This window comes from Lentzea sp. NPDC051213, assembly GCF_044455585.1.
Lineage (GTDB): Bacteria > Actinomycetota > Actinomycetes > Mycobacteriales > Pseudonocardiaceae > Lentzea.
On the sequence record NZ_JBITEX010000006.1, the window covers coordinates 461,679 to 484,940 of the forward strand.

Here is a 23,262-nt window from a genome sequence, read left to right on the forward strand (position 1 = left end):
GCAACGTGAACGATCGACGGTGGCCCGTGGTCGCGGCAGCGGGATTCGCAGTGGCGGCGCTGGTCTACGTGCTGGCGGTGCTGACCAGAGCGGGTCAGACGATCGAGAACGCGGCACTGCGCGGCGCCGACCAGGACAACGTGTCCGAGACGGACGCGGCGTGGCAGGCGCTGGGGCAGATCACCGTGTACTCACTCGCCGCGGCGGTCGTGGCGGTCGCCCTGGTCGGGGTGCTGCGCAAGCGGTGGGACCTGATCATCGCCGCGGTCGGCGTGATCGTGGCCGGGCAACTTCTCGTGCAGGTGCTCAAGCGGTGGGTGTTGCCGCGGCCCGCGCTGGTCGAGGTCACCGGCGACTACGCGCACAACAGTCTTCCCAGCGGGCACACCACGATCGCGATGACCGTGCTGTTCGCGGCGATCATCGTCGTGCCGTGGAAGTGGCGCGGCGTGATGCTGTTCTTCGTGCTGCCGTGGGCGACCGCGATCGGCCAGTACACGCTGACCGCGAAGTGGCACCGCCTCAGCGACACCCTCGCGGCCGACGGCATCGCGCTCGCCCTCGCGGCGCTGGCATCGTGGTGGCTCGCCCGCCGGGGAGTGTTGCAGCGTTACGACGGACCGCGCCGCGTCGGCCGGGTGGTGCTGGTGGTGTTCTGGTCGTTGATCGCGGCCGGGACCCTCGCGCTGGGCCTGATCCTGTGGATCGTGCCGCTCGCGAACGAGGGGCTCAACGCGGATCCGTGGGTCATCTTCCTCGGCGCCGGGACGTTCGCGACGGCCGGATCACTGCTCGCCGCGCTCACCTTCCTCGCGTGCTGGCGCCGGCTCCACTGACAACCAAATGATCTCTTGCGCGTCCTGTCCTGTGGAGGGGTTCCGATGAAGGGGGACAGAACGTTGGTTTTCGACCGTCGTTCGGTGCTGGCATTGGGCGCGGGGGCCGCGCTGGCCGTCGCGGTGCCGGCGCAGGCGCAGGCCTCGACGATCACCGGCAAGTTGCGTGACCTCGAACAGAAGCACAGCGCGCGCCTCGGCGTGTTCGCCACCGACACCGGTACCGGTCGCACGGTGCTGCACCGGGGAGACGAGCTCTTCCCGATCTGCTCGGTGTTCAAGACCATCGCGGCCGCGGCGATCCTGCGCCGTGATCACGACGGCGCGTTGCTGGGCAAGGTGATCACGTACACGAAGGCCGAGGTCGACAAGTCCGGCTACGGCCCGATCACCGGCAAGCCCGAGAACCTCGCGAACGGCATGACTGTCGCGGCCTTGTGCGAGGCGACCATCACCTACAGCGACAACTGCGCCGCGAACCTCCTGCTGCGCGAACTCGGCGGCCCGACCGCGGTGAGCCGCTTCAGCCGCTCGATCGGTGACCCGGTGACGCGACTGGACCGCTGGGAACCCGAGCTGAACTCGGCCGAGCCGTGCCGCGAGACCGACACCACCTCGCCGCGCGCCATCGGGCAGAGCTACGCCCGGCTGACCCTGGGCCACGCCCTGAACCGCACCGACGCCGAGCAGCTCACCAACTGGCTGCTCGCCAACACGACCGGGGCGAACCGGATCAAGGCGGGCCTGCCGTCGGCGTGGCGGCTCGGGGACAAGACCGGCACCGGCAAGTACGGCACCACCAACGACGTCGGCATCGCGTTCCCGCCCGGCCGGTCGCCGATCGTGATCGCCGTGCTGACGACCAAGCCCGACCACGCCACCGCCACGGCCGATGAACCGCTCGTGGCCAAGGCGACCGAGCTGGTCGTGGCCGCGCTGAGCTGACCTCTAGCCGACCGGCATCCAGAGCTCGATCTCGGTGTGCCGGCGGCAGAACTCGACGAGCGGCCGGGCATCGGCTCGACCACGGCGTGGATCGCCCAGCCGGTGCGCGCGTCCTGGACACCGCGTCCACAAAGGACTCGACTTCGAAACGTCCGGTAGATCTCCGTGAGCAGTTCCCGGTACGTGGCGACGTCGAACAACGCGGGCCGATCGTCGAATGACTCGAACGCGGACAACGTGTTGACCACCAGGCGTGCCATGCGATCCCCCTTCGCGGTCGAAACCCTGGTCGAACGCGCGGGGGTGGGCTACCGTTCAATGCGAATCTCGTTCACATTCCAAAGGCGGCGGCGATGCGGCGAGCGATTCTCCTGGCGGTTCTGTTCCTCTCCTCGTTGGTGATCACCCCGGTGCACGCGGAGTCCTATGACGGCTCCGAGTTGCGCGTGTCCGGCGGGGTGTTCCGCGACGAGCACGGCCGCGAGGTCGTGTTGCGCGGCTTCAACGTCTCCGGCACGGCCAAGCTCGCGGAGTACCGCGGGCTGCCGTTCGCCTCGGTCGCGGACGCGCGCAAATCCGCGACCGCCATGAAGCAGCTGACCGGCGCGAACGCGGTGCGGTTCCTGCTCACCTGGGCGTGGATCGAACCGCAGCGCGGCCAGATCGACTACGCGTACCTCGACGGGGTGACCGCGCAGCTGCGGGCTTTCACCGATCAAGGGATCCGCGCCTACCTCGACTTCCACCAGGACCTGTACTCGCGGCACCTGTTCAACAAGGACAGCTGGTACACCGGCGACGGCGCCCCCGCGTGGGCCGCGAGCGGGTATCCCAAGGAGTCGTGCGGCCTCTGCGTGCACTGGGGCCAGAACATGAAGAACAACAACGCCGTCACCGCCGCCACCTACGACTTCTGGCACAACCGCAACGGCGTGCAGGACTCGTTCCTGACCGCCGCCCGCGAGTCGCTCAAGCACATCAAGAACGCCTTGCCCGCCAACGAGTTCAAGCTCGTCGTCGGCGTCGACCCGCTCAACGAGCCCTACGCGGGCAAGTACGACACCGGGCAGACCTCGCAGACGTGGGAGCGCGACCTCCTGGCGCCGTTCTACCAGCGCTTCCGCACGAAGATGGACGAGGCGGGCTGGACCTCGAAGCCCGCGTTCGTGGAGCCGCTGGTGTTCTGGAACCAGAACGTGGACTTCTTCGCCGAACCCGGCGGCCTCGCGCTGGTGCCGGCGCTGGGGGAGCGGTTCGTGTTCAACGCGCACTTCTACGACGGCAAGGCCCAGTCCGGGATCCTGATGCCGGGCAAGGCGGGCGACGGCCAGTACACCCAGGCGTTCGGCACGATCCGCGAACGCGCCCAGGCGCACGGCACGGCGGCGATCGTCTCCGAGTTCGGGCACCCGGTGTCCGGTTTCACCTCCGACAAGACCCCCTCCGTGCTCAAGGCGATCTACCAGGGCCTCGACTCGAACGCGTCCGGCGCCCGCTGGTGGTCCGCGCCGCGCGGCACCGTGATCTCGGGCAGCCAGTGGCACTGGGACACGAACTACGGCCGCCACCGCGAGCTGATGAACGACAACCCGAACAAGGTCAAGACCGACGGCGACGCGATGAACGACGAGCACTTCTCCGCGGTCAAGCTCGACGCAACGGGCAACCCGGCGCTCAACGTCGAGCGGGCCATCGTCGACCGCGTCTACCCGCAGGCCGTCGCCGGCACCACGCTCGCGTTCACCTACGAGGACCGCGCCTACCAGACCTGGCAGCAGATCCCGCTGCCCGCCGTGCGCACCCTGGTCGGCTCGGCGCCGTTCGCGGTGCTGGTCTGGGACTCGACCGGCGGGCCCGCGCCGACCGAACTCCACCTGCCCGAGTCGCTGCGCTCACCGCTGGTCGTCAGCTCGGCGCCCTCGAGCCTGGACGGTGACCGGCTGCTGCTGCGTGGCGGCACGGGAAGGCAGTTCGCGCTGGTCACGGCCGCGTCCGGCGGCAACGTCGCGGCGGCGGAGGCCGAGTTGCGGCAGTGGCTCCAGACTTGGTGACGCCACGTAACCTGGTCAGGTGCGTACACGGCCCACCTTGACCTGGTCGCCTTCGGGCCCGGCGCTGCCGCGCACCTCCACCCTCGCCGACGTCGTCCCGATCGTGGCCGAGGGCGGTGTGCTGGTGCTCAGCGGCGCGGGCCTGTCCACCGAGTCCGGCATCCCGGACTACCGCGGTGAAGGCGGCTCCCTGCGCAAGCACACCCCGATGACCTACGAGGAGTTCACCACCAGCGCCGCCGGCCGCCGCCGCTACTGGGCGCGCAGCCACGTCGGCTGGCGCACCATCGCCCGCGCGAACCCGAACGCGGGCCACCACGCGGTGACGCGCCTGTCGCCACAGCTGTCCGGCGTGATCACCCAGAACGTCGACGGCCTGCACCAGGCCGCGGGCACCCAGGACGTCGTGGAACTGCACGGCGGCCTGGACCGCGTGATCTGCCTGGACTGCGGCCAGCTCTCGCCGCGCCTCGACCTGGACCGCCGCCTGCGCGAGGCGAACCCGACGTTCGCCGCCACCACCGACGAGATCAACCCGGACGGCGACGTCTTCCTGCCCGAGGAAGCGGTCCGCGGCTTCGAGGTCGTCGGCTGCGCGGAGTGCGGTGGCGTGCTGAAGCCGGATGTCGTGTTCTTCGGCGAGAACGTCCCGCGCCCGCGCGTCGAGCAGTGCTACGAGCTCGTCGACAACGCGAAGTCGTTGCTCGTGCTGGGTTCCTCGCTGACGGTGATGTCTGGGCTCAGGTTCGTCCGCCGCGCCGCCGCGGCGGGCCTGCCGGTCGTGATCATCAACCGCGGCGTGACGCGCGGCGACCCGTTCGCGTCCGTGCGGGCCGATCTGCCGTTGGGCGAATCGCTCACGGAGCTGGCGCAGGTCGTTCTACCTTCCGGGAGCTAACTCTCCGCGCGCCAGCGGTCCAGCACCCGCCGCTCCCTCTTCGTAGGCCGCCCCGCACCCCGATCCCGCTGCGCGATCGGAAGTTCCTTCGGAGGAGGCGGCGTCCGGTCGATGAAACAGGTGGAAGCGTCCGCCGCGCCGACCCGCTTCTGGATCACCCGGACGACCTCGACGATCTTGGTCCGGTCGCCGACGCGGGCGCGGACCTCGTCGCCGGGCACGACGGTCGTGCCGGGCTTCGCGGGCTTGTCGTTGATGCGCACGTGCCCGCCCCGGCAGGCCTGGGCGGCGTCGGGGCGGGTCTTCGTCAGCCTGACCGCCCACAGCCAGCGGTCGATGCGCGTGGACTCCACCCCGCCATCATGGCACTCTCGGAGATCATGAGGATTCTGGCGGTCGCCCTGACCCTTGCCGCGTCACTCACCCCCATCGGCCCGCTCGGCGAGCTCACCGGCCTGGCCGTGCAGCGCGTCCAGGTCGCGGATCTGGTCGCGGCGGCCAAGTTCGGCACCACCCAGCCGATCGACGATCCCGCCCGCGAGCAGGTCGTGCTCGACACCGTGCGCGTGAAGGCCACGGCGCTGAGCCTCGACCCGGAGAACGCCGTGCGGTTCTTCCGCGCCCAGATCGAGGCGAACAAGCTCGTGCAACGCGGCCTCTACGCGCGCTGGACCGAGCACCCGGAGGAGGTCCCGTCGCGGCGTCCCGATCTCGGCACCGAGGTCCGCCCGATCCTGGACCGGCTGACCACGGACATCCTCGCCGAGCTCAAGGACACCGAGCAGGTCCGCCGCCCGACGCTGAGGTGCGAGATCCACGCGACCATCGCGGAACGGTCCGCGGTGGTGCTGAACCATCTCGACCGGCTGCACGAGAACGCGCTGGCCGAGGCGATGCGAGCGGTCTGCGAGCCTTAGATGTCCACTGTGGACGGAAGGCCGAGCATGCGTGCCAGGCCGGCGAGTTCGAGCACCCGCGTCACCTGAGGCGACGCGGCCACGAGACGCAGCCGGCCCGCCGCGGCCGACGCGCGGGCGTGTCCTCGCACCAGGGCGCTGACGCCGCTGGAGTCGCAGAACGTGACACCGGAGAGGTCCAGCACGACGTGCCGGTGACCCTGGTCGAGGAGGCGGTCGAGCCGGGTGAGCAGGCGCTCCGAACCGGAGGTGGCGAGTTCCCCGGAAACCGTGAGAACGGTGGACGCCGGCGAAGACTCGGTGACCGTGACGACGAGCATGGCGCATGCGTACCCGGTCGATGCCGCCAGGAAACCCGGTCCGCTCATCGGATTCCAAGTTGTCCGGCCGGCCGCGCCAGGAGTTCTCTCGCAGTACATGCGAAAGGGGGACCACGTGCGCGTGCTGCTGACCTCGTTGCCCATCCGCTCCCATCTGATGCCGACCGTGGCGCCACTCGCACAGGCCCTCCGCGAGCGCGGCCACGAGGCCGTCATCGCGACCGGACCGGCGATGGCGCACGTAGAACACACCGTCGTGATGCCGGACATCCCGGCACCCACCGACTTCGGCCCGCCGCCGCCCTGGCACCCGGAACGCGACGGCACGCTGAAGGTGCCGCTGTGGGCGGAGGAGCTGGTCGTCAGGGCGACCGCGAACATCCTGGACTTCGCCCGCAACTGGCGCCCGGACGTCATCCTGCGCGAGACCAACGAGTACGGCGGCCAGATCGCCGCCGAGGTGCTCGGCATCCCGCACGCCCTGGTCGAGATCGCCCCGTTCGCGCCGCTGGAGATCCCGGACCTCGACGAACGCAAGGACAAGGTGCGCGCCCGGTTCGGCGTCGGCGCCACCGAACCGCACTTCACCGCCGGCCTCACCCCGGCGTCGTGGCACCCGGCCCAGCACCACTACCGCGTCCCGACCAGCCGGCAGAGCTGGGAGAAGGCACCCGAGATCGTCGCGACCTTCGGCACCAACGCAGACCTGCTGATGACCGGGTCCAGCCTCCCGCACATCGTCGTGGAGGCGCTCGGCAAGGTCCCGGCCCGCTCGGTCGTCGCGATCGGCCGCGGAGACTGGACCGGCCCGCGGCCGTCCAACGTCCGGCTCGAACCCGAGGTCCCGCAACAGCAGCTGCTCAACACCGCGAAGGTGTTCGTGACGCACGCCGGGTACAGCAGCGTCAGGGAGGGGTTGACCGCGGGCGTGCCGATGGTGGCGCTGCCGTTGTTCGCCGACCAGCCGCGCAACGCCGCGCGCGTGGAAGAGCTGAATGCCGGCGTGACGGTCGATGTGAAAGGGCTGACGGCCCGCGTTCTCGCTGATCGAATTCAGCACGTGCTCGAGACGAAGGCTTACCAGGACTCGGCTGAGAGATTGGCCGCGGAGATGGCGGAACTGCCGCTGTTCACGGAGATTCCGGACCATCTCGTATCCGCTGTGTGACCACGTTTTGGTTTTGGCCAAAAGCTTCGACGGAAATTTCGTCCGTCTGGAGACTTGGCACAGGGGCAGGTGCTTGTTGGGGAGAACAGGTCGCCTGATAGAGGGGATACAGGGGGATTATATGAAGAGGCACGTGCGCGACAGTTTCTTCGTCGTGGGTGAAGGTGTCTTGGAATTCGGCGACAACGGTGAGGCCAGCACGCGTCAGCCCTCCACTGCGGAGGAGTTGCGCAGGTTCCGGTTCTCACGCATGGGGCCGAAGGGTGAACGAACGGACGAGGAGACGCGCATAGCGCTCGCCACCGCCGTCACGGCGAACGTTCCGCAGCCCGATTCCGAGGATCCGGCGGTGCCGGCGGGGTTCACCTACCTCGGCCAGTTCGTCGACCACGACCTGACCATGGACCGCACCGAGTCGCAGCTCGGCCAGGACGTCAACCTCGACGAGCTGCTCCAGGGGCGGTCACCGGCGCTGGACCTCGACTCGGTCTACGGCCGCGGCCCGCGCGACAAGGACGACCAGGCCTTCTACGCCGAGGACGGCGTGAAGCTCAAGGTCGGCACCACGACTCCGGTGCCGTTCCCGGACGAGGGCACCAACGTCCCGTTCGAGGGCTTCGACCTGCCGCGCCGCGGCGGGACGGGCGGCACCGCGGCGGATCGGCGGCTCCCGCTGATCCCGGACGCCCGCAACGACGAGAACCTCGTGGTGGCGCAGACGCACCTCGCGTTCATCCGCTTCCACAACCGCGTGGTCGACGAGCTCGCGCTCACCGGCCTCACGGGTGAGCGGCTGTTCCGCGCCGCCAAGGAACTCGTGGTGCGGCACTACCAGTGGATGCTGAAGACCGACCACCTGCCGCGGATCATCGATCCGGCCATCGTGGACGACGTCTTCACCAACGGCCGCAAGTTCTTCGAGGTGCCCGGCAAGCACTACGGGCGCGACAACACGCCGACGATGCCGATCGAGTTCTCGGTCGCGTCGTACCGCTTCGGCCACAGCCAGGTCCGTGCGGCCTACCAGTGGAACCGCGTGTTCCGCAGCGGTGGCCCGCTCAAGCAGCCGGCGTCGCTGTTCCAGCTGTTCACGTTCACCGGCGTGAGCGGCAACTTCGACCCGTCGTCCGCGCTTCCCGCCGACCTGGACGACGTGACCAGGGGCGACCTGTTCACGTTGCCCAGCAACTGGATCGCGGACTTCCGCCGCCTCTACGACTTCACCGAGGCGGACCGGGAAGACCTGGTCGCACCCGCGGACCTCGACGGTGGCAACGTCACCAAGCGGATCGACACGCTGCTGGTCGACCCGCTGACGCAACTGCCGGCCGGCACGTTCGGCGGCCGCGGCACCCAGTTCCGGGAGATCGAGCGCAACCTCGCGTTCCGGAACCTGACCAGGGCTTCGATGATGGAGCTCGCGTCCGGTCAGCAGATCGCCGAGCTGTTCGGCATCGAGCCGCTCACCGAGGAGCAGATCCTCGTGGGCAACGGCGGCGCCGTCGTCGACGGCCTGTCCGATGAGCAGAAAGCCCAGTTGGTCGCGGCGACCCCGTTGTGGTTCTACATCTTGCGCGAGGCGGAGATCGGCAACGGCCTGATGGGACCGGTCGGCGGCCGGATCACCGCGGAGGTGTTCCACCGCGCGATGGAGGGCAGCCGCATCTCGATCGTGCGCTCGCCGTACTGGCGGCCGACGCTCGGTCCGGACTCCAGCACCTTCCGGATGGTCGACCTGCTGCTGTTCGCGTTCGAGGGCAAGGCGGACCTGCTGAACCCGCTCGGGGACAGCGGCCCGAGGCCTCCGATCGGCGCCTGATCTTCCTCGCTCCTCCTGTCTGGCTGGGTGGTGGCAGCCAGACAGGAGAGGGAGATCGATGTTGCGTCCAGAATTGTCACGCCGGCAAAGCACGGAAGATCGCGTCACCAGGTTCGCCGGTGACGCGGGAATTCCGCTGCTGCGCATTGGACTGGGGATCGTGTACCTCTGGTTCGGCGTGCTGAAGCTCTTTCCCGGTGGCAGCCCTGCCCAGGATCTCGTCGAACGCACGGTTTCCGCGCTGACGTTCGGGATCATCCACGGGGATTTCGCGAGAGTGAGTGCCGCGATCACCGAAATCGGTATCGCGCTGGTGTTGCTGAGCTTTCGATGGCCGCTGCCGACCGCGGCCCTGCTGGTCGGTCACGCCGTGCTGGTGTCGACACCGCTGGTGTTGTTCCCCGGCGAGATGTGGTCCGGTCCGCTGCGGGCCTCGTTCGAAGCCCAGTACATCCTGAAGAACCTGGTGACCGTCGCCGCCGCGGTGGTCATCGCCTCATCGCGCCCGAGGGTGCGATGACCGGGAGCCGCTCGACCACCCCAGGTCGGGCGGCTCCCGTCTGCGTTCGGAGGGCCGGGGCAACCGAACGAGCGCCTGCCGCGTCTGATCAAGTGATGGGGGCAGCCGGCTGTGTGCCGGGAATGCCTTGATAAAGTTCGAACCGACTAATTTTCACTTTTACTGGGGGAGTGAATGAAGCTCAAGCGGTTCACCGTGCTGTGCACCGCCCTCACGCTGACGGGCGCCGCGCTGGCGCCGGCGGTGGCCAGCGCTGCTGAGGGCCACTACTCGTTGGCGGAGCGGCTGCGTGCGGCGATCGTCGCGCAGAACTTCAAGGACGTCGTCGACCTGACGCCGCCGGAAGCGGGTCCTGCGGCGCGGTCTGCGGGCCAGCGGGAGAAGTACGACCCGTCGCCCGCCGAGCTGATGAACAAGGTCCAGGCGAGGTCGGCGCAGGCGCAGGCCCAGGCCGGCAAGCCGTTGCACCAGACGCCGAACATGGACGCGGCGATCATCGAGCTCGACGTGGTCGGCCGGCCGAAGTCGGTGGCGAACGTGCTGCTCAGCCCGCAGTACCCGGACGGCGTCGTCGTGCCGGTCAAGAACAAGGGCCTGTCCACCGACCAGGTGCGCTACCGCTGGTGGGACGACACCGAGTGGGACGTCAACGGTGGCAAGGGAACCGTCGACGTGCTGGCCGGCCGGGAGAACGCGCCGATCGACTTCTCCTCGCCGTACCCGGCCTCGGTGCTCAAGCTGATGGTGGGCTTCGGCGTGCTGCGGCTCGCCGACGCCGGCAAGATCGACCTCGACGCCGACTACGCCTACAACCCTGACCCGGTGCGCCCGGCGTGCGGCGGGCCGTCGGTGAAGAAGATCCGTCAGCACTTCGACGAGATGATCACGAAGTCGCAGAACGAGTCCACCTGCTCGCTGATCAAGCTGATCCACGACCACAACTCGTGGGACCTCGTGAACCAGACGTTCGTCGACCTCGGCATGCCCACCCTGATGGTCACCGGCACCATGCCGGGCAACGGCGGCCGCTGGATCGGCTCGAACATGAGCGGCCTCGACACCGCGAAGCTCCTGCTGCTGGTCAACGGCGGCGCGGGCGTGCTGTGGACGACCGACAAGGGCAAGGCCGTCACCCGCAACGAGCTGTCCTATTCGTCGCGCAAGTTCTTCCAGGACACGCTGCTCGGCCAGGGCCACAACGAGATGCTGTCCACCTCGAACTGGTGCGGCCGTGACTACCCGACGCAGGGCATCCCGCAGCAGGTGCCGTCGCGCTGGATCAAGCCGGACGGCACCGTGACCGTCGGCGACGCGATCTACGACCGCGACGTCCGCCCGTGCAACGAGGCCGCCGAGGTGACCTTCGCGCACAAGACCGGCTGGGTCGACACCACGGGCTCCGACGCGGGCATCGTGAAGTCGTTCCGCGGCAAGGACAAGCGCAACTACATCGTCGTCGTGTTCTGCAACCTGGGCACCGACTACGTCGACGCGGACCGCCCGGCCGACCCGCCCGGCGTGTTCCCCGTGCTGTACACGCAGAAGTACGCGAAGCTCGGCAAGGCGATCGACAACATCATGAAGGACATGTAGTCCGGATTTCTGGAAAGGGCCGCCTCCGGGCGGCCCTTTCTCATACCGGGGCCGTGCCGATCAGCCCGTTGCGCGTCACCAGCTTCACGAGCTCGTCCTCGGTCAGGTGCTCGGTGTTCGCGGGCCGGCGCGGCAGCACCATGTACCGCGACTCGGCCGTCGCGTCCCACACCTGGATCTCGATGTCGTCCGGCAGCGTGAATCCGAACTGCCGCAACACCTCTCGTGGGTGACTGACGACCTTCGACCGGTACGCCGGGCTCTTGTACCAGGTGGGAGAGGGCCCGAGCAGCGACAGCGGATAGCAGCTGCAGAGCGTGCAGACGATCACGTTGTGCACGCTCTCGGTGTTCGCCACGACCTGCAGTCGTTGTGGCTGCAGCCCGCCGCCCATCGACAGTCCCAGCTCGGGTAGTGCGGAGTTCGCGTCTTCGAGCAGCCGCTTTTCGAAGCCGCTGTCGATCCACGCCCGCGCCGCGACCCGGAACCCGTTGGCCGGCGAGGACCTGTGCGCGAACGCCTCCAGCACCTGGTCCAGCTCCACAGGATCGAGCAGGCCCTTCTCCTCCAGCACCGCCTCGAGCTCCCGGACCCGTGCGGCGATCGGGGAGTCGTCGTGGTCGTCACTCATGGCTGAGGTAGTCCTCCCAAAGCGACAGCGTCACGCTGTGATCGCCGTGCCCGAACAGTTCCCGCGAGGTGAACCGCACCGCGTACACCGGCTGCGGCAGCGCCTCGATCCCTTGCGCCCGCAGGTCGGCCTTCGGGTGCGCGCCCTCGGTGTGGAGCACCGTGCCGATCCGTCCTCTCGCGTAGGACGGCAGCCTTGTGTGGTGATCCGGGTCCACTGTGGACGTCCGGACCCGGTCGCCTGCCTGGTAGCGCTCAGACAACGCCCTTCTCCTTGAGCAGAGTCTGGATCGCCCGGAACCAGTTCTCGTAGTACGACGACTCGTGCGACATCGTCCGCTCGACCGCGTCCCGGAACTCGTCCAGGTTGTAGACGTCGCGCGTGATCAGCGACCGGTTCATCGCCATCACGTGCGCCTCCCAGTCGGCGTGGAACGGCGGTTCGTCCAGCTCCTCGTTGATCGGGCCGAACCCGTCCTGCCCACCGACGTCGTTGATCCTCGGCATGTCACCTCCTGCGCTCAGCCAGATTCTGCGCCGCCTCCCGCCAGTTCGGGAAGTGGAACTCGAATCCGGCCCCGGTCAGGCGACCGGGGACGACCCGCCGGCTCTTGAGCAGCAGCTCCGTGTCGGTCCGCAGCACGAACGCCCCGATCTCGGCCATGAACTTCGTCGCGGGCAGCCCGACCGGCACACGCCACGCGTTCCTGAGCTCGCGCATGAAATCCTTCTGCGGCAACGGTCCCGGCGCGGCGATGTTGACCGCACCCGCGACCGGTTCCCGGATGAGGAACGCGACCGCGCGGATGAAGTCGTCGTCGTGAATCCACGACACGTACTGCCGCCCGCCGGCCACCGGCCCGCCCAGCCCGAGCCGCGCCAGCCACGACAGGTAGTCGAACACCCCGCCACGATCCGGGCTCATCACCATCGCCGAGCGCAGCGCGACCTTGCGGGTGTGCGGCGTGTCGGCCTCGTTCAGCTCCGCCTCCCACCGCTTGGCGATCTCGACGCTGTACGCCCAGTAGCCGGGCACATCCGGCTCCTTGCCGCCGGTTTCGCCGGTGGCCTCGTCGTTCGGCGCGTCGAACCGGTGCGCGTAGATCGTCGCTGTGCTCATCTGCAGCCACACCTTTGGCGGGGCGTCTGCCTTGGCGATCGCTTCGCCTACTACGCGTGCCGAGTCCACCCGTGATCGCATCATCTGCTGGAGGTTTTCTGCCGTGTAGCGGCAACTCACGCTCCTGCCTGCCAGGTTGATCACCACGTCTGATCCGTCGATCTCGGCTGCCCATCGGCCCAGTGTTCGGCCGTCCCAGTTGACTTTGCCGGTTCGGCTGATGATCACCACCTCGTGGCCTGCTGCGGTGAGTGCTCGGCTGAGGATGCCGCCTACCTGGCCGGTGCCTCCTGGAATCACGATCTTCATGTCGCCCCCTTTGGGGTGGACGCTAGCTGGGTGAAGCTGAGAGCTCTGGGGGTTACGCCTTGCGGCGACCCGGCACATGCCCTCCTTCGTCGGGCGTGTGCCGGAACGAATTTCTGTGGTTGCGTTGCGTTGGTGGTTGCGGGGCGTGGTCTATTTGATTAGTTCGGGTGCCGGTTGCGTAGGTGGTTGCTAGTGGTTGCGTGTCTAGAGATGTCTAGAGAGAAGAGCGCGCACGGTGCTTATGGGGTCTGACCTGCTAGTTCGCTCGTGTGGGTGACACCTTCTGGTCTAGTGATCTTGGGCGGGCTAATAGAATTTCGGCATGGAAGTCGTCTCGTTTCTGGACGCTCTCGCGTATCACGACAAACAGATTGCCTATCATCAAGCGCAGCTCATGCGTACCCTCGCTGATTACGCCATTGCGTGTGAGGGCGAAGAGTTTTTCGATGCTGAGATCGCCGCTGCGATGCGGTGGACGTCACGCTGGACCAGTGACCAGGTGGCGATGGCGCTCGACCTGGCTTCGAAGTTGCCTGCCACGTTGGACGCCCTGGAGAAGGGCGAGATCGACTTCTACAAGGCCCGCGTGTTGTACGACAAGACCATGCCGTTGACCGCGGAGCTGGCGACGCAGGTTGAGGAGCGGGTGCTGGCCAAGGCGCCGGATCTGACCAGTGCGCAGATGCGGCAGCTCACCAACCGCGTCGTCATGCGGGTCGACCCCGAGGGGCAGAGGGAGCGGGCCGAGCAGCGCAAAGCCCAGCGCTGCATGGGAATCGACGCGCTCGAGGACGATGTGGCGCGGGTGTGGGCGTTCCTGCCCGCACACCTGGCGACCGCCTGCTACGCCCGAGTCGACGCCATCGCCCGCCAGGTCAAGACCCCGACCGATCCTCGGACGCTGGACCAGATTCGCGCCGACGTGTTCGCCGACCTGCTGCTGGCGACTCCGGACGGGGCCAGCGCGGTGAAGGTCGAGCTGTACGTGGCTATCTCGGCCGCGACGGTGATGGGTCTGTCCGAGCAGCCCGGTGAACTCGCCGGATATGGCCCGATCACCGCCGACCTGGCACGTGAGTTGGCTGGGGATTCGACGTGGCGACGGTTGCTGACCGAGCCGGTGACCGGGGCGGCGTTGGAGTTCGGCACCAGCACCTACCGGCCGCCGAAGGCGCTGCGCAGGTTCATCTGGGCCCGCGACCGCACCTGCCGCCACCCAGGCTGCATGCGCCCGGCCCAGAAGTCCGAACTGGACCACACCGAACCGTTCCCACTCGGCGACACCTCCGAAGCCAACATGGGCCCCTTCTGCAAACGACACCACCGGGTCAAACACCGCACCGCCTGGGAAGTCACCCAGCCAACACCCGGCACGTTCTGCTTCCGCAGCCCAGCAGGCAAGACCTACCGACGCGACCCCGAACCAGTCCTCGGCGACCTACCGCCGTTCTAGGAGAACTCAGGCCGGATGCCGCGCGATCAGCACCATCGCGTCGAGCAGCCGCCACCAGTCCTGCTCCCCGGCGTCAACGACCTGCCCGACCGCGGCCAGTGCGGCGACGACGTCCTGCGGGTCGGCCCCGATCTCCGCCACGGCCTTGCGAAACCGCTCGGTGCGCCGCACCCGCACGAGCGACGGCGGCAGGGGAGGGGGCGCCTGCTCGGGTGCGTCGCCGAACTCGATGCGGAGATTCGTGCCGAGCGCCGTGGCCAGCCGGGCGAGGGCGCCGGTGGTCGGGTTGCCGCGCCCGTTCTCGAGGTTCGCGATGTACGGCACGGAAAGCCCGGCGTCGGCGGCAACCGACGCGACGGTACGGCCGCCGGCCTGCCGAAGACCGCGCAGCGTTGGTCCGAGTGACTCCACCCGACTATCTTGACAGAACACTGATCCGCTGTCGCTATTTTGTGAGTATGAGTGCCTGGGGGTTTCGAGACTTTCGGTTCCTGTGGGGTGGGCGCGCGATCAGCCTGCTCGGATCGTGGTTGCTGGTGGTGGCCGTGCCGGCGCACGTCTACGCGCTGACCGGGTCGATGCTCGCGACCGGGCTGACGCTGGCCGCGGAGTACCTGCCGGCGCTCGTGCTGGGGCCGGTCGCCGGGGTGCTCGTCGACCGCTGGGACCGGCGGCGGGTGATGATCGCGGCGGACCTGGTGAGGGCAGCGGCGGTGGCGGGGATGCTCGTGGGGACACCGGCGGCGATCTACGCGGCGGTGGTGGCGGAAAGCGTTGGGGCAGTGGTGTTCCGGCCCGCGGCGCAGGCGCTCGTGCCCGCAGTGGTGGGCACCGGGGACGCGTTGGGCAGCGCCAACTCGTGGAACGCCGCCACGGATGGCGTGGTGCGGCTGCTGGGGCCGCCGCTCGGGGGCGTTCTGCTCGTGTGGGCGGGGTTCGAGGTGCTGGTGGGGCTTGATGTCGCGAGCTACCTGGTGTCGGCGGTGGCTGTTGCGATGACGGGCAGGCGGTATGGGGTGGCTGTGCGGGCTGCGGCCAGGAGGCGGGCTGCGGTGGGGGAGCAGGCGACGGGGAGTGAGCGGACTGCTGTGGCCAAGCAGTTCGTGGTGGTGGACCCGGAGCTGGCTCTGGCCGAGCAGTCCGTGGCGGTGGCGCCGGAGCTGGCTGCGGCCGACCAGTTCGTGGCGGTGGACCCAGAGCCGGCTGCGACCGACCAGTCCGCGACCGACCAGTCCGCGACCGACCAGTCCGCGACAGCAAGCCAGCGCGCCGGGCTGCGAGCCATCTGGCACGAGTTCCTCTGTGGACTGCGAGCCCTGCGAGACCACCCACCAGCAAGAGCCCTCCTCCCCCTGACCGGCGTCTTCCTGGCAGCGAACGCGTCCCTGTCCGCCCTGCTAATCCCGCTCGGCGCCCAGCACCTGGGCGGCACCAAACAGATCGGCGCAGTCCTGTCGGCCCTCGGCGCGGGCTTCCTGATCGGCGCAGCCCTGGTACGACAACTCGACCACCTCCAACCACGGGCCCTGCTCGCAGCAGCCCAACTAGCCACAGCCGCCGGATTCGTGGCCCTGTTCACGGCCCGATCGCTAACGATCGCGCTCCCGGCAGCAGTCGTCATCGGCACGTTCGGATCGATCACCCTCGTGGGGCGCAGACCGCCTGGCAACGAACCACGGCGAACCACCTGCTAGGCCGGATCGGCGCGGTTTTCCTTGCGGTGGAAGCGTTTGCGACGCTCATCGGCGCGATAGCCGGACCGTGGCTAGCGGAGAGCGTTTCCCCGCAGTTCGCGGCGATGACAGCGGCGGCGATCGCCGCCGGTGGGGCGCTGGTCGGTGCGGTGACCGTTCCTCGGGTTAGGATCGCGGCCAAACGCTCAAACGAACAGGTGGACCCATGCGTGAACCCGGCGAGGCGCGGCGGCAGCGGATTCTCGCGGTCGTGGCGTCGCGCGGCGCGGTCAAGGTGAGCGATTTGGCCGGCGAGTTGGACGTTTCGATCGTCACCGTCCGGCGCGACGTCGAGGAGCTGGCCAGGCTCGGGCGGGTGCGCCGGGGGCACGGGGTCGTGCGGTCGCTGGTGCCGGTTGAGCAGCCGTCGCCGCAGAAGCCGGCGAACGGGGCTGTGGCGCTGGTCGTGCCGGAACGGCACACGTACCTGTACGAGACGATGAACGGTGCCCGCACCGTGCTCGAAGCAGCGGGCGTGCGGGTGGTGCTGCACATCGCGCCGCAGGTCAGAGGTGCGGAGAAGCCCATCGTCGAGCGTGCGCTCACCGAGCCCGTGCAGGGTCTGCTGATCGCACCGCGGTGGCGCACGTACGAAGAAGAGACGGTCGACGACTGGCTGGCGGAGACCGGGGTGCCCACGGTGCTCATGGAGCGCCGGCCGGGCGGGAAACTGCGCGCGATGAACTCGGTCTGCTCGGACCACTGGTACGGCATGCAGCTGGCCGTGAAGCACCTGACGGACCTCGGGCACCGGCGGATCGTGCTGGCGGCACGCGATGACAGTCCGACGGCGCGGGCGTTGCGCAAGGCGTTCAAGGAGATCTCGGGAGATCTTGAAGACGCGATCACGGTGCGCAGTTCGCCGGAGGCCGGGCTGGCCGGCGTCCTGCGGGCGCATCGGGCCACGGCGGCGATCCTGCACGGCGACGAGGACGCGTTGATGCTGGTCCAGCAGCTGATGGACGCCGGCATCGCGGTGCCGGAGCAGTGTTCGGTGGTGGCGTACGACGACGTGGTCGCGGCGCTCGGCAGCATCCCGCTCACGGCGGTCGCGCCACCGAAGACCCAGGTCGGCAAGGTCGCGGCGCAGTTGCTGCTGCGGAAGCTGCGCAACACCGCGCAGACGGCCGAACGGATCGAGCTGCTACCCGAGTTGAAGATCCGGTCATCGACTGAGCGTTTGAGCGTTTCTTGACGTAAAACCGATCAGGCGATCAGGATGCGTGCCATGCGCCTGAGTCGTCGCACCCTCCTCGCGGCCGGCCTCACGGCACCACTGGCGGCCTGTTCCACTCCGCAACGCCGCGGTGCCGGAGGCCCGGTCGAGATCACGTTCTGGTCGGCCCTGCGTGGTAGCCAGCAGGTCGTCGACGCGTTCAACTCCTCGCAGGACCGGATCAAGGTGATCTTCCAGCAGATCCCCTCCGGCGGGCAGGGCGGCTACGCCAAGCTCAGCAACGCGGCCCGCGCCGGCAACGCGCCGGACGTCGCCACCATCGAGTACCCGCAGGTGCCCGGCTACGCCATCGACGGCGTCGCCAGGGACATCACCGACCTCGTCACCGACCGCCTCAAGCAGAAACTGCTGCCGCAGGCGCTCAAGCTCACCACGTTCGACAACCGCGTCTTCAGCGTGCCGCTCGACATCGAACCCATGGTCCTGCACTACCGGGTGGACCTGTTCGAGAGCAACGGTTTCGCGATCCCGCGCACCTGGGACGAGTTCGCGAACCTCGCGCGCACCGTGAAGAACAAGTACCCCGAGAAGAAGCTCACGCTGTTCCCCACCGACGGCGCCATGCAGTTCGCGTGCTTCGCCTGGCAGGCCGGCGCGAAGTGGTTCGACACCAGCAACGGCACCTGGCGCGTCTCGCTCGCCGACGAGCCCACGAAGAAGGTCGCCGCCTACTGGCAGCAGCTGATCGACGAGGACCTGGTGTTCCGCAACGCCGGTGACAGCAAGCAGCACGACGCGCAGATCGGCCAGGACAAGGTGATCACCAGGCTGAGCGGCGCGTGGGACGCGGGCGCCCAGATGCGCGCCCGGCCCGCCCAGAAGGGCAAGTGGCGCATCGCCCCCATGCCGATCTGGGACGCGCCCCAGGTGGGCACGCACGGCGGCTCGACCTTCGCGATCACCAAGGACTCGCAGCAACCCGAGGCGGCGATGGAGTTCATCGAGTGGCAGGTCAGCCACCCCGACGCCCTGACGGCCCGGTTGAAGAGCGGCACCAGCAGCCAGTACCCGGTCGCACCCGGCCTGGTGCAGACCGGCAGTGCCGCGTTCCCCCGCGAGTACTACGGCGGCCAGGACATCTACCAGCTGTTCAAGCAGGAAGCCGACAAGGTCCGCGACGACTGGGTGTGGGGCCCGCGGATGACCGCCACGCAGAAGGTCATGCAGGACGGGTTCGCGAAGGCGGGCGCGGGCGTCGGCACCCTGATCGACGCCGTGCGCACGGCGCAGAGCGGCACCATGCCCGACCTGAAGGCGCTCGGTTTGTCCACAGAGGAGGGTCCACGGTGAAGGGCAAGTTTGCCTGCGCCATCCTCATGGCGCTGTGCTTTTCCGCTGAGGAGGGTTCACGGTGAAAGGCAAACTTGCCTGCGCCATCCTCATGGCGCCGTTCTTCCTGATGCTGATCGTGGTCTTCCTGGTCCCAGCAGGCACCGCCCTGTGGCTGAGCTTCTTCGCCTCAGACCAGCCAGGCCTCGGTTTCGGCCCGGAACAAACCGTGTTCGTCGGCCTGCGCAGCTACCTCGCTGTGCTGAGCGACCCGACATTCCTCAACGGCCTGCTGACCGTGGTGCTCTACTGCCTGATCTACATCCCGCTGACGGTCGTCGGCGCGCTAGCACTGGCGCTCCTGCTCGACTCCGGCGTGGCGAAGCTCAGGAGCTGGGCCCAGATGTTCGTCTACCTCCCGCACGCCGTGCCGGGCATCATCGCCGCGCTGATCTGGCTGTACCTCTACACCCCAGGCCTCAGCCCGATCATCGACCTGTTCGCGAAGGCCGACATCCAGATCAACTTCCTGGGCATCAACACGGTGCTGCCGTCGATCGTGAACATCGCGCTGTGGAGCAACCTCGGCTACAACATGGTGATCTTCTACGCCGCACTCCAAGCAGTGCCAAGGGAAGTCCTGGAGGCCTCCGTGGTCGACGGCGCCGGACCGGTGCGCCAGGCCATCGTGATCAAGACACCGCTGGTGCGCGCCGCCATCGCCACGGTCAGCACGTTCACGCTCATCTGGGCGTTGCAGCTCTTCACCGAACCGGTGCTGCTCAGCCAGTCCACCCCGATGATCAGTGCCAGGTTCTCGCCGAGCATGTACATCTACGACGCCGCCTTCACCCGCAACAACTACGGCCTCGCCGCCGCGGCCAGCGTGATCCTGCTGCTCTTCACGATCATGCTGTCCTACGGCGTCACCCGCTGGACGAACAGGAAGGCCGCCTGATGACACTGCTCGGCAGGTCCACGGTCAACCTGGTCATCGGCATCTCGGTGCTCTACGCCCTGCTGCCGGTGATGTGGCTGCTGCTCGCCTCCACCAAGAACGTCGACGCCCTGTTCCAGAGCGATCTGTTGTCGCTGAGCAACTTCTCGTTCCTGGACAACGTCAAGGACCTCTTCGCGATGGACAAGGGCCTCTACAGCCGCTGGTACGCCAACAGCCTCCTGTACGCGGTGATCGGCGCGGCGTGCAGCGCCTTCATCTCGGTCGCGGCGGGGTACGCGTTCGACAAGTACCAGTTCCGCCACAAGGAGAAGCTCTTCGGCCTGGTGCTCGCCGCGGTGATGGTGCCGCAGACCGTGCTCGCGCTGCCGCTGTACCTGCTGGCGTCGGAAGCGGGTCTGGTCAACACGGTCTGGGCGGTGTTCCTCCCCGGACTCTTCCACCCGTTCGGCGTCTACCTCGGCCGGATCTTCGCCCAGGGCTACGTGCCGGACGAGGTCCTGGAGGCCGCCCGCGTCGACGGCGCCGGTGACCTGGCCACCTACTTCAAGGTGGCGCTGCGGATGCTCGGCCCCGGCATGGTCACGATCTTCCTGTTCCAGCTCACCAGCATCTGGAACAACTTCTTCCTGCCCATGGTCATGCTGTCCGACCAGAAGCTCTACCCGATCAGCCTCGGCCTCTACCAGTGGAACAGCTCGGCCACGGTGAGTCCGGAGTACTACCCGGTGGTGATCATGGGTTCGCTGCTGGCGGTGCTGCCGCTGATCGTCGCGTTCCTGCTGCTGCAACGGTTCTGGCGGGCCGGCCTGACCACGGGAGCCGTCAAGTGAGGACTGCGCACACGGTGACTGCCGCAGGCGCCATGTCGGCGGACGCCGCGAACGCGGTGCTCGCGCCCGTGCTCGACGAGCTCAGGGCGGTCTGCGATTTCGGGCCGGTCACCCCGGACCTGGACGAACTCCCCGACGTCGAGCTCCTCGTCACGGGCTGGGGCTGCCCGCCGATCACCGAGAGCGCGTTGCAACGCCTGCCGAGCCTCAAAGCCATCGTGCACACGGCCGGCTCGGTGAAGGGGTTCGTCACCGATGCCTGCTGGGACCGCGGGATCGTGGTCTCGTCGGCCGCGGCGGCCAACGCCGTGCCGGTCGCCGAGTACACGGTCGCGATGATCCTGTTGAGCGGCAAGAGGGTGCTGGAACGGGCCCGCGACTACCGGCGGACCCGGCACATCCCGTTCCTCGAAACCCCGATGACCACCGGGAACTTCGGCGCCACGGTCGGCATCCTGTCCGCCTCGATGATCGGCCGCCGGGTGGTCGAGCTGCTCCGGCCGTACGATTTCCACGTGCTGGTGCACGATCCGTTCGTGACCGAAGTGGACGGTGCGGAGTCCGTCGGCCTCGCCGACCTCTTCGCGCGCAGCGACGTGGTCAGTGTCCACACCCCGCTGCTGCCCGAGACCACGGGGCTGGTGAGCCGCGAGCTCCTCGGCCTGCTCAGGGACGACGCGGTCCTGATCAACACCGCCCGCGGCGCGGTGGTCGACCAGGACGCGCTGGTGCACGAGATCGGCCGGATCAGGGCCGTGCTCGACGTGACCGACCCCGAGGTGCTGCCCGCGGACCACCCGCTGTGGCACAGCGACAACGTGCTGATCACACCCCACCTGGCCGGCTCGCAGGGCAACGAGTGGGGCCGCCTGGCCCGCCATGCCGTCGACGAGGTGCGCAGGTGGGCGAACGGCGAGCCCTTCCAGACCCCGGTACCGGCAGAACGACGGGAGCGCATCGCGTGAGCTACACCCGTGAGCAGTGGGTCGGCACGGCCGACGACCTGCTGACCGCCGCCTGGCGGCACGCCTCGCCCGACCAGGCCTTCCTGGACCTGCCCGGCAGGCCGTCCCGCAGCGGCGTCAGGTCGGACGGCCTGGAGGGCTACGCGAGGACGTTCCTCGCCGCCGCCTTCCGCACCGCGCACGGCGACGACCCGCACAACTGGCTGGAGCGCTACGCCGCCGGCCTCACCGCGGGCACGGCGGGGGAGTGGCCGGCGATCTTCGACGTCGGGCAGCCGATGGTCGAGTCGGCGTCGGTCGCTCTCGGCCTGCGGCTGACCAGGCCGTGGCTGTGGGACAAGCTCACCGAGACCCAGCAGGACCGCGCCGAGGCGTGGCTGCGGGAAGCCTTCCGGCACGTGCCCGCCGCGAACAACTGGTACTTCTTCCCGTACACCGTGGCCGCGTTCCTGGAGTCCGTCGGCCGCGGCGACGAGGAGACACAGCAGGCGAAACGCCGTGCGATGGAGCTGCTCGACGGCTGGTACCGCGGTGACGGCTGGTACTCCGACGGCGATGGTCGCGCGTTCGACCACTACAACGGCTGGGCGCTGCACCTCTACCCGGCACTGGACGCGCACCTGAACGGCCAGCCGATCACCACGCACCTCAAGGAACACCTCGACAGCTTCCACCTGCTGTTCGGCGCGGACGGCGCACCGATCTACTTCGGCCGGTCGCTGACCTACCGGTTCGCCGCCGCCACCGCGATCGCCCTCGGTGCGGTCACCGGCGAAACACCGCTCACGCCAGGCCATTCCCGGTATCTGATCGGCAACACGCTCGACTACTTCCTGCGCAACGGCGCACTGACCGACGGCCTGCTCACCCTGGGCTGGCACGGCCCGCACGAAGCGAGCCTGCAGCCCTACTCCGGCCCCGCCTCGCCGTACTGGGCGTCCAAGGCGTTCGTCTGCCTGCTCGCCGGACCGGACCATCCACTGTGGACCGCGGAGGAAGAACGCCCGGACCCCGACCGAACGCTCGCACTGCGCGGACCCGGCCTGCTGATCCAGCGGCACAACGGTGTCACCAGGTTGCACAACCACGGCAGCGACCACGTCCGCCCGTTCGAGGGCGAGTACGCGCCGGACGAAGACCCGCTCTACAGCCGCTTCGCCTACTCGACCGCCACCGGCCCGACGTCGAAGCACAACCCGGCCGACAACCACATCGGTCTCGTGATCAGGGGAAAGCGGAGCGTCCGCCGGCGCATCCACCCGCTCGGTGCGGCCGCCAACTGGGCCGCCTCGGCGCACCACCCCGTGTTCGACACCGACCAGGTGATGGTGCCGGGCCTGCGGATCGAGAGCGTCACGGCCGTCTGGGACGACCAGGAACTGCGGATCCACCGCGTGATCGGCGCACCGCCCGGCACCAGGGCCGAGCTCACCGGCTGGGCCACCGACCTGCCGTCCCCGCTGGTCGGCGTCCGGGGCTGGACCGGTGTGGAGTGGCAGACGGCGCCCCAGGGCACCGCGTTCGCCGCCACGGCGAGCGTCCCCACGTTGACCGCCGACATCGAGGGCACGGTGACCCTCGCGGCGGTCGCGGTCCTCAACGGCACGGTTCAGGAAACGGACTGGGACGCGCGCGTCGACGAGATCCTCGCGCAGACCCTGGACGCGGGGTAACGCGGCGGCGGCAGG

The 23,262-nt window shown here is 68.6% G+C and carries 24 protein-coding genes; 17 read left to right on the forward strand and 7 right to left on the reverse strand.

Translation table 11 applies throughout. The features are described from left to right. Window positions 1-5: 5 nt before the first annotated feature. The 4 genes from ACIA8G_RS27935 to ACIA8G_RS27950 all read left to right on the forward strand — a co-directional run bounded on the left by ACIA8G_RS27935 (window position 6) and on the right by ACIA8G_RS27950 (window position 4,730). Entirely contained in the window at window positions 6-836 is an 831-nt protein-coding gene (locus ACIA8G_RS27935) for a phosphatase PAP2 family protein (protein WP_396421634.1), read from the forward strand. Between the two features lie 45 nt (window positions 837-881). Beyond that, window positions 882-1,781, forward strand: a complete 900-nt coding sequence (bla, locus tag ACIA8G_RS27940; RefSeq protein ID WP_396421635.1) for a class A beta-lactamase — start codon at window positions 882-884, stop codon at window positions 1,779-1,781. A 353-nt stretch (window positions 1,782-2,134) separates the two neighbouring features. Continuing rightward, window positions 2,135-3,832: a cellulase family glycosylhydrolase gene (locus ACIA8G_RS27945; protein WP_396421636.1), complete on the forward strand. Its 1,698-nt coding sequence runs from the start codon at window positions 2,135-2,137 to the stop codon at window positions 3,830-3,832. Between the two features lie 19 nt (window positions 3,833-3,851). Next, a complete protein-coding gene (locus tag ACIA8G_RS27950) occupies window positions 3,852-4,730 on the forward strand; it encodes an NAD-dependent protein deacetylase (RefSeq protein WP_396421637.1) in 879 nt (292 codons plus the stop codon). Here ACIA8G_RS27950 and ACIA8G_RS27955 read toward each other — a convergent pair. Beyond that, window positions 4,727-5,083 (reverse strand): RNA-binding S4 domain-containing protein, encoded by a 357-nt coding sequence (locus tag ACIA8G_RS27955; RefSeq protein ID WP_396421638.1) that lies wholly within the window; start codon window positions 5,081-5,083, stop codon window positions 4,727-4,729. The genes ACIA8G_RS27950 and ACIA8G_RS27955 overlap by 4 nt on opposite strands. Window positions 5,084-5,110: 27 nt before the next feature. Here ACIA8G_RS27955 and aroQ point away from each other — a divergent pair, with 27 nt between their 5' ends. After that, on the forward strand, window positions 5,111-5,647 hold the full coding sequence (aroQ, locus tag ACIA8G_RS27960) for a gamma subclass chorismate mutase AroQ (protein WP_396421639.1): 537 nt from the start codon (window positions 5,111-5,113) through the stop codon (window positions 5,645-5,647). Here the strand turns inward: aroQ and ACIA8G_RS27965 are convergent. Further along, the gene (locus tag ACIA8G_RS27965) at window positions 5,644-6,015 is read right to left on the reverse strand and encodes an STAS domain-containing protein (protein ID WP_396421640.1); all 372 of its coding nucleotides are present in this window, start codon (window positions 6,013-6,015) and stop codon (window positions 5,644-5,646) included. The genes aroQ and ACIA8G_RS27965 overlap by 4 nt on opposite strands. Before the next feature lie 49 nt (window positions 6,016-6,064). Here ACIA8G_RS27965 and ACIA8G_RS27970 point away from each other — a divergent pair, with 49 nt between their 5' ends. The 4 genes from ACIA8G_RS27970 to ACIA8G_RS27985 all read left to right on the forward strand — a co-directional run bounded on the left by ACIA8G_RS27970 (window position 6,065) and on the right by ACIA8G_RS27985 (window position 11,067). Next, window positions 6,065-7,135 (forward strand): glycosyltransferase, encoded by a 1,071-nt coding sequence (locus ACIA8G_RS27970; RefSeq protein WP_396421641.1) that lies wholly within the window; start codon window positions 6,065-6,067, stop codon window positions 7,133-7,135. Between the two features lie 121 nt (window positions 7,136-7,256). Further along, entirely contained in the window at window positions 7,257-8,954 is a 1,698-nt protein-coding gene (locus tag ACIA8G_RS27975) for a heme peroxidase family protein (RefSeq protein ID WP_396421642.1), read from the forward strand. A gap of 58 nt (window positions 8,955-9,012) precedes the next feature. Further along, on the forward strand, window positions 9,013-9,474 hold the full coding sequence (locus ACIA8G_RS27980; protein WP_396421643.1) for a hypothetical protein: 462 nt from the start codon (window positions 9,013-9,015) through the stop codon (window positions 9,472-9,474). 174 nt (window positions 9,475-9,648) lie between these two features. Continuing rightward, window positions 9,649-11,067: a serine hydrolase gene (locus tag ACIA8G_RS27985; protein ID WP_396421644.1), complete on the forward strand. Its 1,419-nt coding sequence runs from the start codon at window positions 9,649-9,651 to the stop codon at window positions 11,065-11,067. A gap of 40 nt (window positions 11,068-11,107) precedes the next feature. On the opposite strand, the gene ACIA8G_RS27990 is transcribed toward ACIA8G_RS27985, so the two are convergent. The 4 genes from ACIA8G_RS27990 to ACIA8G_RS28005 are packed head-to-tail and all read right to left on the reverse strand — an operon-like array spanning window position 11,108 to window position 13,126. Continuing rightward, window positions 11,108-11,698 carry a nitrile hydratase subunit alpha gene (locus ACIA8G_RS27990; RefSeq protein WP_396421645.1) on the reverse strand — a complete coding sequence of 197 codons (591 nt, stop codon included), beginning with the start codon at window positions 11,696-11,698 and terminating at the stop codon, window positions 11,108-11,110. Continuing rightward, window positions 11,691-11,960 carry an SH3-like domain-containing protein gene (locus ACIA8G_RS27995; protein ID WP_396421646.1) on the reverse strand — a complete coding sequence of 90 codons (270 nt, stop codon included), beginning with the start codon at window positions 11,958-11,960 and terminating at the stop codon, window positions 11,691-11,693. Before ACIA8G_RS27995 ends, ACIA8G_RS27990 begins: the two co-directional genes overlap by 8 nt. Continuing rightward, a complete protein-coding gene (locus ACIA8G_RS28000) occupies window positions 11,953-12,204 on the reverse strand; it encodes a hypothetical protein (RefSeq protein ID WP_396421647.1) in 252 nt (83 codons plus the stop codon). Before ACIA8G_RS28000 ends, ACIA8G_RS27995 begins: the two co-directional genes overlap by 8 nt. A 1-nt stretch (window position 12,205) precedes the next feature. Beyond that, complete coding sequence (locus ACIA8G_RS28005) at window positions 12,206-13,126, reverse strand: epimerase (RefSeq protein WP_396421648.1); 921 nt, start codon at window positions 13,124-13,126, stop codon at window positions 12,206-12,208. 322 nt (window positions 13,127-13,448) lie between these two features. Here ACIA8G_RS28005 and ACIA8G_RS28010 point away from each other — a divergent pair, with 322 nt between their 5' ends. Beyond that, window positions 13,449-14,579 (forward strand): DUF222 domain-containing protein, encoded by a 1,131-nt coding sequence (locus ACIA8G_RS28010; protein ID WP_396421649.1) that lies wholly within the window; start codon window positions 13,449-13,451, stop codon window positions 14,577-14,579. Window positions 14,580-14,585: 6 nt separating this feature from the next. On the opposite strand, the gene ACIA8G_RS28015 is transcribed toward ACIA8G_RS28010, so the two are convergent. Next, window positions 14,586-14,990, reverse strand: a complete 405-nt coding sequence (locus tag ACIA8G_RS28015; protein ID WP_396421650.1) for a helix-turn-helix domain-containing protein — start codon at window positions 14,988-14,990, stop codon at window positions 14,586-14,588. A gap of 47 nt (window positions 14,991-15,037) precedes the next feature. Between ACIA8G_RS28015 and ACIA8G_RS28020 the strand changes: the two genes are divergently transcribed. The 7 genes from ACIA8G_RS28020 (at window position 15,038) to ACIA8G_RS28050 (ending at window position 23,247) form a co-directional block, all read left to right on the forward strand. Then, complete coding sequence (locus ACIA8G_RS28020) at window positions 15,038-16,273, forward strand: MFS transporter (RefSeq protein WP_396421651.1); 1,236 nt, start codon at window positions 15,038-15,040, stop codon at window positions 16,271-16,273. 205 nt (window positions 16,274-16,478) lie between these two features. Next, on the forward strand, window positions 16,479-17,507 hold the full coding sequence (locus tag ACIA8G_RS28025) for a substrate-binding domain-containing protein (protein ID WP_396421652.1): 1,029 nt from the start codon (window positions 16,479-16,481) through the stop codon (window positions 17,505-17,507). Between the two features lie 33 nt (window positions 17,508-17,540). Beyond that, entirely contained in the window at window positions 17,541-18,839 is a 1,299-nt protein-coding gene (locus tag ACIA8G_RS28030) for an ABC transporter substrate-binding protein (RefSeq protein WP_396421653.1), read from the forward strand. Between the two features lie 61 nt (window positions 18,840-18,900). Further along, entirely contained in the window at window positions 18,901-19,776 is an 876-nt protein-coding gene (locus ACIA8G_RS28035) for a carbohydrate ABC transporter permease (RefSeq protein WP_396421654.1), read from the forward strand. Beyond that, window positions 19,776-20,609 (forward strand): carbohydrate ABC transporter permease, encoded by an 834-nt coding sequence (locus ACIA8G_RS28040; protein ID WP_396421655.1) that lies wholly within the window; start codon window positions 19,776-19,778, stop codon window positions 20,607-20,609. Before ACIA8G_RS28035 ends, ACIA8G_RS28040 begins: the two co-directional genes overlap by 1 nt. Continuing rightward, complete coding sequence (locus ACIA8G_RS28045) at window positions 20,606-21,574, forward strand: hydroxyacid dehydrogenase (protein WP_396421656.1); 969 nt, start codon at window positions 20,606-20,608, stop codon at window positions 21,572-21,574. The genes ACIA8G_RS28040 and ACIA8G_RS28045 overlap by 4 nt, the downstream gene beginning before the upstream one ends. After that, complete coding sequence (locus ACIA8G_RS28050) at window positions 21,571-23,247, forward strand: DUF2264 domain-containing protein (protein WP_396421657.1); 1,677 nt, start codon at window positions 21,571-21,573, stop codon at window positions 23,245-23,247. The genes ACIA8G_RS28045 and ACIA8G_RS28050 overlap by 4 nt, the downstream gene beginning before the upstream one ends. Window positions 23,248-23,262 lie beyond the last annotated feature (15 nt).